This is a genomic window from Streptococcus sp. FDAARGOS_192 (genome assembly GCF_002073815.2).
Taxonomy (GTDB): Bacteria; Bacillota; Bacilli; order Lactobacillales; family Streptococcaceae; genus Streptococcus; species Streptococcus salivarius_H.
On record NZ_CP020431.2, the window covers coordinates 150,138 to 164,285 of the forward strand.

The following is a 14,148-nucleotide window of genomic DNA, read 5'->3' on the forward strand; positions in this document are numbered from 1 at the left end:
GAGGTCACGTATGCTACTAACTGAATTTGATGATAATAGACAAGCGATTATCAATCCCGAGGACTTGAATGAGCCTCTTGAGGGTTTTCCTAAAATAGCTGTATCCTGTTTTTCTCGTTCGACCTTTCAACGAATGCTTGAGATGTTTCCTCATGAACTTATCTATGAAACGTCCATGGCGAATGTGGCTATTCCGATATATAAGCTTGTTATTGATGAGCAGGAGTTGGCTCTTTTTAATGCACCTGTAGGTGCCTCTGCCTGTGTGGCTATTTTAGAGGATATTTTTGCTTTGGGAACTGATAAACTGGTGCTCTTTGGTACTTGTGGGGTACTTGATGAAGATATAAAAGAGACTTCTATTATTATCCCTAGTCATGCTCTTAGAGATGAAGGAACGAGTTTTCACTATGTGGAAGCTAGCGATGAGATTGCGGTAAATGTGGGTGTTTTAGATCGTTTTCGTTCCTATCTCAATGAGCGTCAGATTTCTCATAAGGAAGGCAAGGTATGGACAACTGATGGTATTTACCGTGAAACGAGTGCTAAACTCAAGGCTCGAAAGGAAGCAGGAGCCATTTGTGTGGATATGGAGTGCTCTGCAGTTGCAGCTTTAGCAAAGTTTAGAGGTGTTGACATCTGCCATTTTTTCTATGCTGCGGACCACCTTTCTGAAGGTAATTGGGATGCCCGTAACTTGATGAATCATATGGACTTGGATGAAAAGGACAAGGTAGCTTTATTAGCTTTGGAGTTTGCGTGTGACTGGAGTAAACCTTAAAAATTCTACTTTTCAAACTTCTTATTTGTAATCATTCTAAATAACTGCTATAATACTTTTTAGAATCATTCTAAATAAGGAGTAAGAGAATTGGAAGATAAGAATTTTGCAGAACGTTTAAATATTTTGAGAGCTGGTGTTTTGGGGGCCAATGATGGCATCATTTCCATTGCGGGAGTGGTTATCGGTGTGGCCAGTGCGACATCAAACATCTGGTTCATCTTGATTTCTGCCTTGTCAGCGATTTTTGCCGGTGCCTTTTCGATGGCAGGTGGTGAATATGTCAGTGTGTCAACGCAAAAAGATACTGAAGAAGCTGCTATCGCTAAGGAACAAGCCCTCTTGGACCGCTCTCCTGAGGCGGCTAGAGAGAGTTTGTATCAAACCTTCCTAAGTCAGGGGGATTGTGAAACGGCAGCTGAAGTCAAGGTCAATCAAGCCTTCAGTAAAAATCCTATCAAGGTCTTAGTTGAGGAAAAATATGGGGTGGATTTGGATGAAATTACGAATCCATGGCATGCTGCTGTATCTAGTTTTCTGGCTTTTTCAGTTGGTTCCTTGCCACCAGCCCTAGCTATCATGTTGTTCCCAGAGCCTTACCGTATTCCTGTAACAGTGGTCGTGGTTGCTCTTACCTTGCTTTTGACTGGTTATATCAGTGCTAAGCTCGGAAAAGCACCTGTAAAACAAGCGATGTTGCGTAACTTGACAGTAGGACTCTTGACCATGCTTGTGACCTTCTTGGTCGGACATATCTTCCACGTGAATGTGTAAGTGTTAATGATGTGATAAGTCTATCTTTTGAGGTAGACTTTTTGTTTTATCCAGAATTCTTTTGAGACCTTTCTTATGTCGTCCTTTCTTTTTAGTCTGCTAGACCAGGCTTATCCGTGGTACAATAAGGTTATGCGTTTAGACAAATTATTAGGACAGGCAGGCTATGGTTCCCGCAATCAGGTCAAAAAGCTCATTCGTAGTCGTCAAGTTTATGTAGACGGTGTCTTGGCGGATCGAGATAATCTTAATGTGGATGCTAGTCTTCAAACCATCACGGTTTCTGGTAAGGAACTGGAGCATACGCCAGAAGTTTACTATCTAATGAATAAGCCAGCAGGTGTAGTGTCAGCTCGAAAGGACAAGGAACACCAGACAGTCATTGATTTGATTAAGCCTGAAGATCAGCGAGACGGTCTTTATCCTGTAGGCCGATTGGATAGAGACACGGAGGGTTTGGTGCTGATTACTAACAATGGGCCTCTGGGCTTTGCCATGCTTCACCCACGCTATCATGTGGCTAAGACTTATTATGTTGAGGTCAATGATGTTCTTGGGTCTGATGCACCTACATTTTTTGAGTCGGGTGTTGTCTTTGAGGATGGTACTGTTTGTAAATCAGCTCAGCTAGAAATTCTAAGTTCTGCGAGTGACAAGAGTAGTGCCTACATTACGATTTCGGAAGGGAAGTATCATCAAGTGAAAAAGATGTTCTTGGCTTATGGGGTCAAGGTGACCTATCTTAAGCGGATTTCTTTTGGAGCGTTTACGCTTGATGAAGGGATAGCAGTAGGTTCCTATCGAGCGTTAACGGAAGCGGAAAAAGTGATTTTACGTACTTATTTGGGCTAGTCATTTCTTCTTATTAGGGTATGATAGGAACTTTCAATCTCCTGATAGGTCCATCCTATCACTAGGCTAATACTGTAAGGCCTATAAGGACGGTCTTTTCTAGGGGTATAAGTAAAACTTATGACATTCTATAAGTTTTTTTAATTTTTCAAGTCATGCTTCTGGTGGTATGATGGTATCAATTCGATTGAGAACTTAAGTAAGTCAGGGCAATGAGCAGGTCTAATCAGAGAGGGAGGTTCATTATGACAGAAGCATTTTATGATCATTTAGCAAAGACACGTCATCAGATTCACCAACATCCAGAGGTTTCTGAAGAGGAGCATGAGACGACAGTCTTTTTGAAAGGTTATTTGAAAAATCTAGGTATTGAGCCTTTAAATTATCCCTTGAAGACGGGACTCATCGCTGAGATTGGGTCAGGTTATCCGATTATTGCTTTGCGTGCTGATATTGATGCCCTACCGATTAAGGAAAAGACAGGACTTCCTTATGCCAGCAACAATGGGGCTATGCATGCTTGTGGTCATGACTTTCACCAGACCTCTCTGCTTGGAGCTGCTCAGCTTTTAAAAGAAAGAGAAGCAGAGCTTAAGGGGACCGTTCGCTTGATTTTCCAACCAGCCGAGGAAAATTTCCAAGGGGCCTATCAGGTCATTGAAGCGGGTGGTCTTGACGGTGTGTCAGCTATCATCGGTTATCACAATAATCCTCACTTGAAACCGGGTCAGATTGGACTTCGTTCAGGTGCTATCATGGCTGGTGTGGAGCAGTTTAGGGTTGATGTTAAGGGTGTTTCCTCCCATGCAGCTCGTCCTGATTTGGGTGTAGATACGGTCTTGGTTACTACGACCATCATTAACAATTTGCAACAGATTGTGGCTCGTACGGTATCGCCCTTTGAATCAGCAGTATTGTCAGTTACTCATATCGAAGTTGGAAATACTTGGAATGTTCTTCCAGCAGCAGGATTTTTCGAAGGAACGATTCGTACCTTTGAGCCTAAGGTTCGTGAAGATGTCATTGCTCGTTTTGAAAAGGTCGTTCAGGCGACAGCAGACCAGTTCGGTGCTCAAGTTGACATTACTTGGGGCAATTCACCTTACGTGACCTACAATGACCAGACGATCACACCTCTCATCTTTGAAAATTCTAAGGCCTTCGCAGAAGTGATTGCAACCTTGCCATCAACAGGGGGCGAAGACTTTGCGGCCTATCAAAAGGAAATACCAGGAGTCTTTGCCTTTGTTGGCTCAAATGGTGAAGAAAATGCACCAGACTGGCACCATGATGATTTCCTTGTGAAAGATGAGGCCTTGCCAGTAGCTGTGAATTACTATGTGGAAAACGCCCTTTTCCTACTTGACTATTTTAAGGAGAAAGGCAAATGACCATTCCCTTAATCGGTATTACCAGTAATGAAAAACTTGTTAGTGTTAGGGAGTTGAGAGCTTCACTGACGCCCCATTTATAGGTGTTCAGTGGTATGCTGAGTTTCTCTTGGGACATAAGCTCTTAAAAGACCAAGGACTCTTTGATTATTTTGTTAAGAGTTTTAAATAAAGCTTAAGAACTTTAAATTGGTACTACTTTTGATATTGAAAAGGAGGACGTGCTTAAGGAGAAAAAATCTTTTGATCATTTAGTTTACACTTAAGAACCCAGCCGATTGGTTGGGTTCTTTTGTCGTATTTTAGAAGCAAGATTTCAGGACTTAGAAAGGGAGGGAAGATTTTTCACTTGCTATTTTTGAGTTTTTTAGATAAAATGAAAGCGTTATCATTTCAAAAATAGATAGGGAGTGGTCAAGTCATCTTTTTGATGTTTGACCTTATAACTTCCGAATAAGGAGAAACGTATGTTAATTGGTATTCCAAAAGAAATCAAAAATAACGAAAACCGTGTGGCTCTAACGCCTGCAGGTGTCCAAAGTCTTGTGGCTAAGGGACATGTCGTGTTAATCGAAACAAATGCAGGCCTTGGCTCTGGTTTTGCGGATGCAGATTATGCCAATCAAGGTGCTAAAATCGTTGCAACTGCTGCAGAAGCATGGGCAGCTGAGCTTGTGGTTAAAGTTAAGGAGCCTCTTGCAGCAGAATATGGCTTCCTTCGTGAGGATCTTTTACTCTTTACCTACTTGCACATGGCAGCAGCTCCAGAATTGGCAGATGCTATGGTCAATGCTAAGACAACAGGTGTGGCCTATGAAACAGTACGTAGCCAAGAAGGTCACCTACCACTTTTGGTTCCAATGAGTGAAGTTGCAGGACGTATGGCCGTTCAAATCGGTGCTCACTTCTTGACCAAACAAGAGGGTGGCTCTGGCGTTCTCCTAGGTGGGGTACCTGGTGTTCCTAAAGGGAAAGTGACTATTATCGGTGGTGGTGTCGTAGGGACACATGCAGCCCGCATTGCCCTTGGACTTGGAGCTCAAGTGACTATCCTTGATATCAGTGCTAAACGTTTGTCTGTCCTTGAAGAGGTCTTTGGTAGCCAAATTCAAACACTTATGTCAAATCCGCTCAATATTGAAGCGAGTGTCCGAGATGCTGACGTGGTTATCGGTGCTGTTCTTATCCCAGGTGCTAAAGCACCGAAACTTGTTACTAACGATATGGTTAAACAAATGCGTCCAGGTTCAGTTATTGTTGACGTTGCCGTTGACCAAGGTGGGGTTGTTGAAACTGCGGATCGCGTGACCACTCACGATGAGCCCGTTTATGAAACACATGGTGTTCTTCACTATGCCGTTGCCAATATCCCAGGAGCTGTAGCACGTACATCAACTATTGCCCTTACCAATGTCACTTTGCCTTATATCGAAGCCCTTGCAGGAAAAGGATTCAGAAAAGCCATTAACGACGACGAAGGTCTGCGTCAAGGGGTTACAACCTACCAAGGTCATATTACTAGCAAACCGGTTGCAAAGGGCTTAGACAGAGAGTATACATCAATTGATGAATTGGCATAAATAGATTATTTAGCATAAACAAAGAGGAGTCGCACCATGATTTGGTTGACTCTTTTTTTGTGGTCTGAGACAAGAAATGCTACAAAGCCGAAACTGTTAGATTTTTTCTAATTTTGCTCTTATTTTATGCTATAATGAGTAGACATATTAAGGGCAGTAATGAGTATCTATAAGGTATTTTATTCATGTTTGCCATTAGGAGGTTTTATCGTGGCCAACCATATTCGTGTGATCACAGTAATTATTTTCTCTCAGCTTGTCGTTCTTTATTTTGGTTTTCGTATGGATGTCTCTTTGACCGAACTGCTAACTACAGTAGCTGTGGCATCTCTGGTTGAGATTATTTATCATGTGAAGTTTGTTCGTAAGATAGGAGCCAATATTTCTTTTGAGACTTTTTGGAAAAACTGTGACCAACTTTTTAGAAAAAATGCTGTGCTGTTGGCTATTTTACTTTGTGATCTGCTTATTTTTAAAGGTGGGGATTTCTTGGCCTTCATTCTTTGGCAAGTTACCTTTGTTGTCTTGGTAAGTATTATCATCATGGCATCAAATAATGCACCGAACGCATGATACTACTTAAATCTTACAATAGAAAGTGTGTAGATAATGTTTACCATTCAAAGAAATCATTTGTCGGACCCAGGTGTAGATTATGTCACTTTGGGTAAGGGAGACAAAACTCTTATTATCATTACGGGATTAAGTTTGCAACGATTAGGCGATATGTCCAACCTGACTATTTATTCACTATTTTATCGATACGCTAAGGAGTATACGGTCTATATTTTTGATAGAAAGGATCATATCGAAGAAGGCATTACTATTGAGAATATGGCGGATGACCTTTATCATTCTTTGGAAGTATTGCATATTGCTAATGCCTCTATCATAGGCATATCACAGGGAGGTATGATTGCTCAGCTATTTGCTATCAAGTATCCTCAAAAGGTGAAGAAGCTAGTATTAGCTCTGACACTTTCTCGCAATAATGCCGTCAGTAGAGAAACCATCGGAGGGTGGATAGAGATGACTGAAAATAACGATATGGACCAACTAAATAAGGATTCGATGAGTAAATCATTTTCGTCACCTGTTTTAAAGAAATTATATGTGATTAACAGATTATTTTTGAAGTCTGTAAGCAAGGAAAAACGCAATCGCTTTGTCTGTTTAGCCAAGTCTATTCTTGAGTTTGACTGCTATAAGTCGCTTGATAAAATCACTTGTCCGACCCTTGTTCTGGGAGCCAAAAACGATTTAGTTCTGGGTGTGGGTGGTGCAAGGGAACTTGCAAATAGCATTCCAAAAGCCTCCTATTATGAGTTTAGCAAACAGGGGCACGCGGCCTTTATTGAAAGTAATCAATTTAATAAAATGATATTAGAATTTCTGCGAAAGAATGCTTAGGCAGCAAACTCATAAAAATAAATCTAACCACTTACTCTCTCTAAAAAAATCAAAAAAAATAGTAAAAAAGTTATTTATTCATTTTAGATTCATCTTTCTTAGCTAAAATAAAATCATCAAGAGAAACTTGATAAGTTAATAAAAAAGAAAGTTGGAACATATCATGAAAAAAACAATTAAACAAAAAACAGTTATCACACTTGCATCACTTGGTCTCGCATGTAGTTCAGTAGTAGTGTTTGCTAATACTGCTAAAGCTACTAAAAGTACTGGGTCAACTACCCAATCAAGTTTGACGGTAGACCAAGCCAAAGAAAAAGCTCTCAATGAATCAAAAAGTGGTCAGGTAATCGGTTATGAGCAAGAGGCTAAGTTTGGAAAAACTGTTTTTGAAATTACTATTCTTGATGGTCAAAATGAGAAGGAGTACAAAATTGATGGTCAGACAGGGGATGTCTTGAAGTCTAAAACGAAAGACTTGACCAAGGATAAGGATGATAAGCAATTGATTAATGCTAGTTATAAGATTGATTTAGCTGGTGCTGAAAGTCAGGTTAAATCTAAATATCCTAAGTCTACTATTGAAAAATTGCAATTAGATGTTGAGAATAATACACTTGTCTATGACGTTAGTCTAACTGAGGGCAAGAAAGAGATTGATCTTGAACTTGATGCTAATACAGGCCAAATTGTAGAAGAAGACATTGAAACAGAAAAAGATTAATTTTAGTTATTAAAAATCTAAATCTCGACTAGTCCTTTACTAGCCGAGATTTTTCATACGAACATGATATAATATGGGATAAGAGAGTGAGAGTAGATGTCTATGAAAATATTAGTAATTGAAGATGAAGTTGACTTGAACCGAAGCATAGTGAAATTATTAAAGACACAAAAATACAGTGTTGATTCGGCTTATGATGGTCAAGAGGCATTGGATTACATCAAAGTTTCACAGTATGATGTGATTATTTCAGATATTATGATGCCTAAATTAGATGGTTTGGGGGTATTGTCCTACTTGAGAAATCATCATATTAAGACACCGATTTTGTTGTTAACGGCAAAAGATACACTAGAAGACAAGGTGACGGGTTTGGATGCTGGTGCAGATGACTATCTCGTAAAACCTTTTGAATTCGATGAATTGTTAGCTAGAATTCGTGTCATGCTTCGAAGAGATAATAGGGAAAATCTAACCAGTAGTGTGGTTTTTGGAGACTATTGTCTAGATTTTGTGAAAAAAACGTTGACTCAAAATGGCCAGCTGATTGACTTAACCTCTAAGGAATTTGAACTTCTTGAATGCCTGGTTAGACACCCGAATATTGTTTTAAGTCGGGAGCAAATTAGAGAGCATATTTGGGATTTTGATTATGTGGGAGAATCGAATATCATTGATGTGCTAGTCAAGAATATTCGAAAGAAATTGGGGAATCCGTCAATTATTCAGACAAAGAGGGGCATGGGCTATGTTTTCAAAAATGAAGAATCAGACTAAACAACTCTCTATAATTTCGAAGGTAACACTTTGGTATACAGTGTTTGTCTCCTTACTATTCATTGTCATGTTTGTAGCCTCTTTTATCATATCAGGAACTTGGTCTGACTATGAATCACGAAGTGAGTTGGAACAAGAAACGGTAGAATTGTCTACGGATCTTGATGATTTTGAATCCTTTGATGATGGTATCTATTTTGCACTCTACAATCAAAATAAGGAGTTTGAAAAAGGGGCACTCCCAAGTGATTTTGATGCGAATGCTTCCTTTAAGTCTGGTAAATTATCTACCTATAGCAGTTCACAAATGAACTATTATTATTACGATGTTTATAATGCCAAGAAAGGAAAGTGGATTCGTGGTGTGCGAACCGCATCTGGACTGAGTAAGGAATTAACCTTGTTTTTAATTTCGATAGCTATTCTTGCTCCCATTTCAATTCTTGGTATGGCATGGGTAGGACGTCGAATTTTAAAACGTGCATTTGTGCCAATTAAAGATGTGACTCAGATGGCGGAAGAGATTACAGAAAGTAGAGACTACACTAAACGTGTTTCCTCTTCTTATAAGCTGTCTTATGTTGAAACGACACGATTGACCAAAGTTTTTAATGACATGATATCATCGGTCCAGTCGACTTTTGAGAAAGAAAAGCGGTTTAATCAAAATGTTTCTCATGAACTTAGAACACCACTTTCTGTCATCTTGTCTGAAAGTGAGTTTGGTTCGAAATATGCTGATAGTCTGGAAGAATCCAAAGAATCCCATACTATCATAAACCGTCAGGCGAAATTAATGAAAAATATGACGGAGCAAATTTTGGAGTTGTCTAAAACTCAGAAGCTTAATTGGAATGATTTAGAAAGATTATCGTTGTCAAGCCTGATATCAGAATATTGCCAGGCACAAGAAAGAAAGTGGGCAGAATCAGCTATTGATTTTAAAGTAGCTATTGAACCCAATTTATGGATAAAGGGTGAGAAGTTACTTGTCATCCGAATGCTAGATAATCTGCTGAGTAATGCTATGAAATTTACTCGTACTAGTATTTCCATTACTCTTGAAAGGGTGGACAATCAGGCTCTTTTAAAAGTGGCAGATGATGGTATTGGTATCTCAGAAGACCAGCTCAATAAAATCTGGGACCGTTTTTATCAGGTCGAAGATTCTCGAAACAAATCGCTCAATAGTGGTGTTGGGTTAGGTTTATCCTTTGTCAAAGATATTGCAGAGTTACACCGGGCAGAACTTGATATTCAGTCTAAAGAAGATGTTGGGAGTAGCTTTATGATTCGTTTCCCTCTATGTGATTAGGAAAATGGGGTGAGTCTAAAAAGTAGTTATTTCTAGCTAGACTATTTTAAAGTCTTACAGTTTAGCTTCTATATTGAACTAGGGGGAGGTTACTAAACTTCCCCTTTTTGATTTACGGATCAGATATGTGCAGTCTGAAAAATTAAATGATAGAATGGCAATAGATAGGAGGATACAGAAATGTTAAACTATGATTTGATTGTTATCGGTTTCGGTAAAGCCGGTAAAACTCTGGCTGCTAAGATGAATGCAGCTGGTAAGAAAGTTGCTGTCATCGAGCGCAGTAAAGCGATGTATGGTGGTACTTGCATTAATATTGCGTGTATCCCAACCAAGACTATGATTGTTGCGGCTGAGAAGGGCTGGTCATTTGACGACACCATGAAAGAACGTGGTGCGGTGACTGGTCGTCTTAATGCTAAGAATTATAAAATGTTGGCAGACAATGGCGTTGATGTCATTGATGCAGAGGCACATTTTGTGTCAAATAAGGTCATCGAAGTGGTGGCAGGTGATGACCGTCAAGAGCTTACAGCTGAGACTATTGTCATCAATACTGGTGCTGTATCTAATGTCTTGCCTATTCCTGGTTTGACAACAACTGAGCATGTCTACGATTCAACTGGTATTCAAACCATTGAAGCCTTGCCAAAACGTCTGGGTGTCCTAGGTGGTGGTAATATCGGTCTTGAATTTGCTGGCCTTTATAACCGTTTGGGAAGCCAAGTGACTGTCTTGGATGCTGCGACTAGCTTCTTGCCACGTGTGGAGCCATCTATTGCTAAGTTGGCCAAGGAATACATGGAAGAGGACGGTATTGTCTTTGAGCAAGGTGTTAAAACTTCCGAAGTAAAAAATGATGGTGATGAAGTTGTCGTTGTTACTGACAAAGGTGAATTTCGTTTTGATGCTCTCCTCTATGCGACAGGACGCAAGCCTAATATCGAACCCCTTCACTTGGAAAATACCGATATTGCCTTGACAGAACGTGGCGGTATTCAGGTTAATAAGCATTTAGAAACAAGTGTTCCTGGTGTCTTTGCGGTGGGTGATGTTAATGGTGGACTTCAATTCACTTATATTTCATTAGATGATTTCCGTATTGTCTTTAATTACTTGACAGGGGATGGTAGCTATAACCTTGAAACACGTGGAGCAGTTCCAACTGCCATGTTCCTCAACCCACCTTTGGCACAGGTTGGTCTTACTGAAGACCAAGCCAGAGCAGCAGGTGGACCAGTTGCTGTCAAGGAACTTCCAGTTGCTGGCATGCCTCGTGGTCATGTTAACGGTGATTTGCGCGGTGCTTTCAAAGCTGTGGTAAATCCTGAAACTAAGGAAATTTTGGGAGTGACCCTCTTTGGTCAAGAATCCCATGAAATTATCAATCTAATTACCCTAGCGATGAATCATCACATTCCATACACAGATTTGGCTAAACAAATCTTTACTCACCCAACTATGGCTGAGAACCTAAATGATTTGTTTGCGATTTAAAATGAAAAGAGCCGAGAGGCTCTTTTTTTGAAAACATATCTCTAATACAAAGCGACACTCTAGGTTAGATGTCGCTTTTTTTGCGCTTTGATGATAAGATAGAAGTGCTATAAGAAAATTCTTTAGATTGGTGCTCTTTGTCTCCTTTGAATGCTTGATTGACCTTGAGTCACCACTAGAATCTGTATGAAAAATCTAGAAAGACACTCGCCTGCAAATTCGTCTGTGAGTGTGTGTAATTTATGACTAAGAAAGTAGGAGTGGGCAAGGCTCACAGTAAGATTATTTTGATGGGGGAGCACTCGGTCGTTTATGGTCATCCTGCCCTTGCCCTCCCTCTTAAGGATATTGAGGTTGTCTGTCAGATTCAGGCGGCTGAGACTCCTTTGACGCTCAGGGCTCAGGATCCCTTGACGACAGCCATATTTTCAGCCCTTAACTATCTAAAAATCAAGAATCAGCCTATCAGCTATGCTATTAAGTCTAGTGTCCCTGAAAAGCGTGGCATGGGGTCGTCTGCGGCTGTAGCCATTGCGGCAATTCGAGCGGTCTTTGATTATTTCGATCAGGAGCTTAGCCAGGAGACCTTGGAAATGCTAGTTCATCAGGCGGAGACCATTGCCCATAGTAAACCTAGTGGTTTAGATGCAAAGACCTGCTTGAGTGACAAAGCCATTAGCTTTACGCGTAATATCGGTTTCAAGGAAATCGAGGTCAATTTAGGTGCCTATCTGGTCATTGCTGATACGGGTATCCATGGAAATACCCGTGAGGCTGTGGAAAAGGTTGAGGCCATTGGTTTAGATGCCTTGTCAGATCTCAACCAACTGGGCGAATTAAGTCAGCAAGCTGAAGGATCCCTCAAAGCCAAGAATCAAAAGCTTCTTGGTCAGCTCATGTCTCAAGCCCATAATCACCTTAAATCTTTAGGGGTGTCTTGTGACTTGTCGGATCTTCTAGTAGCAACTGCTCTGGAGCATGGTGCACTGGGTGCCAAGATGTCAGGCGGAGGACTGGGTGGCTGCATTATTGCCCTAACAAGTACCAAGGATCAAGCCCAAACGATTGCTAAAAAACTTCAAGAAAAAGGAGCCGTAAACACGTGGATAGAAAGCCTGTAAGCGTCAAATCGTACGCAAATATTGCTATTGTCAAATACTGGGGTAAGGCAGATGCGGAGCGTATGATTCCTTCAACCAGCAGTATCTCACTGACTTTGGAAAATATGTATACGGAAACCAAGTTGTCTTTTCTGCCTGAGGATGCGACTGGTGATGTCATGTATATCGATGATGAGCTCCAAGGGGAAAAAGAAACAACCAAGGCCAGCAAGGTCTTGAATCTCTTCCGTACCAATCCTAACCAACATGTCAAGATTGAAACTTGGAACAACATGCCGACAGCTGCAGGTTTATCATCAAGTTCCTCTGGTCTTTCTGCCCTAGTTAAGGCAGCTAACGAACTTTTCCAAGTAGGAAAAATGCAGTCTGAATTGGCTCAAATTGCCAAGTTTGCTTCAGGTTCCTCATCCCGGTCTTTCTTTGGTCCATTGGCAGCTTGGGACAAGGATAGCGGTGAGGTTTACCAAGTTGAAACAGACCTCAAATTAGCCATGATTATGCTGGTTTTGACAGATCAAAGGAAACCCGTATCAAGCCGTGATGGTATGAAGTTGTGTACCGAAACATCAACCTCCTTCCCAGAGTGGATTAAACAGTCCGAGCAGGATTACAAGGATATGTTAGGCTACCTCAAGGCTAATGATTTCCAAGCGGTCGGTGAGCTTACTGAAGCCAATGCCCTTCGTATGCACCAAACCACAAGTACGGCAAACCCTCCATTTTCATATCTGACGGATGCTTCCTATCAGGCTATGGACAAGGTTAAGGCCCTTCGTGCTTCTGGTGAGCAATGTTATTTCACAATGGATGCAGGACCAAATGTTAAGGTGCTTTGTCTGGAAGAAGACCTGGACCGCCTAGCAGACCATTTCCGTAAGGACTATCAGGTCATCGTTTCACGCACCAAGGAGTTGCCAGATGCCTAAGCAGTCGGTCAATCAGGTCACAGTAAAAACAGGTGGGAAACTCTACATTGCTGGAGAATATTCAGTTCTAACACCTGGACAGACAGCCCTAATCCAGTTTATCCCTATCTTCATGACAGCAGAGGTCAAGGAAGCACCAAGCACACAGCTATCTTCTGATATGTTTGACTATAGTGTTAGCCGTGAGCCAGACGCAAATTATACCCTCATTCAAGAGGCCTTGAATACTTTTGAAGCCTATTGTGGTGAGAATTTGCCCGCTCTGGACCTTTCAATTACTGGAAAGTTGGAGCGAGATGGGGTTAAGTTTGGCATTGGCTCATCTGGTTCAGTTGTGGTATTGACCCTCAAGGCCTTGGCAGCGGCTCTGCAGAAAGACTTGTCCGAAGACATTCTCTTTAAATTAGCTAGTTACACCCTCCTCAAACAAGGAGACAACGGTTCTATGGGGGACCTAGCTTGTATCGTATACGAGAATCTGGTTTCCTATCGCTCTTTTGACCGTGCAAAAATAGCAGAGCTTATAGACCAAATGCCTCTATCAGAGCTTTTAGAGAAAGACTGGGGCTATCGTATCAGACCTGTAGTGTCAGCTCTCAAAGCTCATTTTTTGGTGGGGTGGACCAAGCAAGCTGCTATCTCAAAAGACATGGTTAAGATGGCCAAATCTCGTATATCAAGCAAGTATCTAGGTGAAACCGAAGTGGCTGTTCAAGCTGCCATCAAGGCTCTGGAAACAGGAGATAAGAACTTGCTTAGGAGCAGCCTTCAAACTGTCAGTGACCAGTTGGAATCACTGAGTCCAGATATTTATGTGGACAAGCTGAAAAAACTCAAAGAAGCAGAGCAAGGACTCGATGTCATTGCTAAGTCCTCTGGAGCTGGGGGTGGCGACTGTGGTATCGCCTTTGCCTTTGACCAATCAAGCCGAGATGCTCTAGTTGAGCGTTGGCAGCAGGTAGGAATAGAGCTCTTGTATGAGGTATAGGAATCAGCTTAG

14 protein-coding genes are annotated in these 14,148 nt (G+C 41.2%); all 14 read left to right on the plus strand.

All coding sequences use genetic code 11. The features are described 5' to 3' along the window. Positions 1–10: 10 nt before the first annotated feature. The 14 genes from A6J31_RS01770 to A6J31_RS01835 all read left to right on the plus strand — a co-directional run bounded on the left by A6J31_RS01770 (position 11) and on the right by A6J31_RS01835 (position 14,136). A complete protein-coding gene (locus A6J31_RS01770; protein WP_013990974.1) occupies positions 11–781 on the plus strand; it encodes a nucleoside phosphorylase in 771 nt (256 codons plus the stop codon). Between the two features lie 90 nt (positions 782–871). Beyond that, positions 872–1,555 (plus strand): VIT family protein, encoded by a 684-nt coding sequence (locus A6J31_RS01775; RefSeq protein WP_013990973.1) that lies wholly within the window; start codon positions 872–874, stop codon positions 1,553–1,555. A gap of 132 nt (positions 1,556–1,687) precedes the next feature. Further along, positions 1,688–2,407 carry a 16S rRNA pseudouridine(516) synthase gene (locus A6J31_RS01780; protein WP_013990972.1) on the plus strand — a complete coding sequence of 240 codons (720 nt, stop codon included), beginning with the start codon at positions 1,688–1,690 and terminating at the stop codon, positions 2,405–2,407. 245 nt (positions 2,408–2,652) lie between these two features. Then, complete coding sequence (locus tag A6J31_RS01785) at positions 2,653–3,798, plus strand: amidohydrolase (RefSeq protein ID WP_080610333.1); 1,146 nt, start codon at positions 2,653–2,655, stop codon at positions 3,796–3,798. Between the two features lie 467 nt (positions 3,799–4,265). Continuing rightward, entirely contained in the window at positions 4,266–5,378 is a 1,113-nt protein-coding gene (ald, locus tag A6J31_RS01790; protein WP_037601550.1) for an alanine dehydrogenase, read from the plus strand. Positions 5,379–5,588: 210 nt separating this feature from the next. Continuing rightward, positions 5,589–5,951: a hypothetical protein gene (locus tag A6J31_RS01795; RefSeq protein ID WP_225791443.1), complete on the plus strand. Its 363-nt coding sequence runs from the start codon at positions 5,589–5,591 to the stop codon at positions 5,949–5,951. Between the two features lie 36 nt (positions 5,952–5,987). Continuing rightward, positions 5,988–6,788: an alpha/beta fold hydrolase gene (locus A6J31_RS01800; protein WP_070439151.1), complete on the plus strand. Its 801-nt coding sequence runs from the start codon at positions 5,988–5,990 to the stop codon at positions 6,786–6,788. 163 nt (positions 6,789–6,951) lie between these two features. After that, entirely contained in the window at positions 6,952–7,512 is a 561-nt protein-coding gene (locus A6J31_RS01805; protein ID WP_037602048.1) for a PepSY domain-containing protein, read from the plus strand. 102 nt (positions 7,513–7,614) lie between these two features. Then, a complete protein-coding gene (locus A6J31_RS01810) occupies positions 7,615–8,289 on the plus strand; it encodes a response regulator transcription factor (protein WP_037602124.1) in 675 nt (224 codons plus the stop codon). Then, on the plus strand, positions 8,261–9,604 hold the full coding sequence (locus tag A6J31_RS01815; RefSeq protein WP_037602050.1) for a sensor histidine kinase: 1,344 nt from the start codon (positions 8,261–8,263) through the stop codon (positions 9,602–9,604). The genes A6J31_RS01810 and A6J31_RS01815 overlap by 29 nt, the downstream gene beginning before the upstream one ends. Before the next feature lie 180 nt (positions 9,605–9,784). Next, positions 9,785–11,101 carry an FAD-containing oxidoreductase gene (locus A6J31_RS01820; protein WP_002890311.1) on the plus strand — a complete coding sequence of 439 codons (1,317 nt, stop codon included), beginning with the start codon at positions 9,785–9,787 and terminating at the stop codon, positions 11,099–11,101. A gap of 242 nt (positions 11,102–11,343) precedes the next feature. Then, on the plus strand, positions 11,344–12,222 hold the full coding sequence (gene mvk / locus A6J31_RS01825) for a mevalonate kinase (protein ID WP_080610334.1): 879 nt from the start codon (positions 11,344–11,346) through the stop codon (positions 12,220–12,222). Then, on the plus strand, positions 12,204–13,148 hold the full coding sequence (gene mvaD / locus A6J31_RS01830; RefSeq protein WP_080610335.1) for a diphosphomevalonate decarboxylase: 945 nt from the start codon (positions 12,204–12,206) through the stop codon (positions 13,146–13,148). Before mvk ends, mvaD begins: the two co-directional genes overlap by 19 nt. Then, positions 13,141–14,136, plus strand: coding sequence for a phosphomevalonate kinase (locus A6J31_RS01835; RefSeq protein ID WP_080610336.1), 996 nt, complete (start codon positions 13,141–13,143; stop codon positions 14,134–14,136). Before mvaD ends, A6J31_RS01835 begins: the two co-directional genes overlap by 8 nt. Positions 14,137–14,148 lie beyond the last annotated feature (12 nt).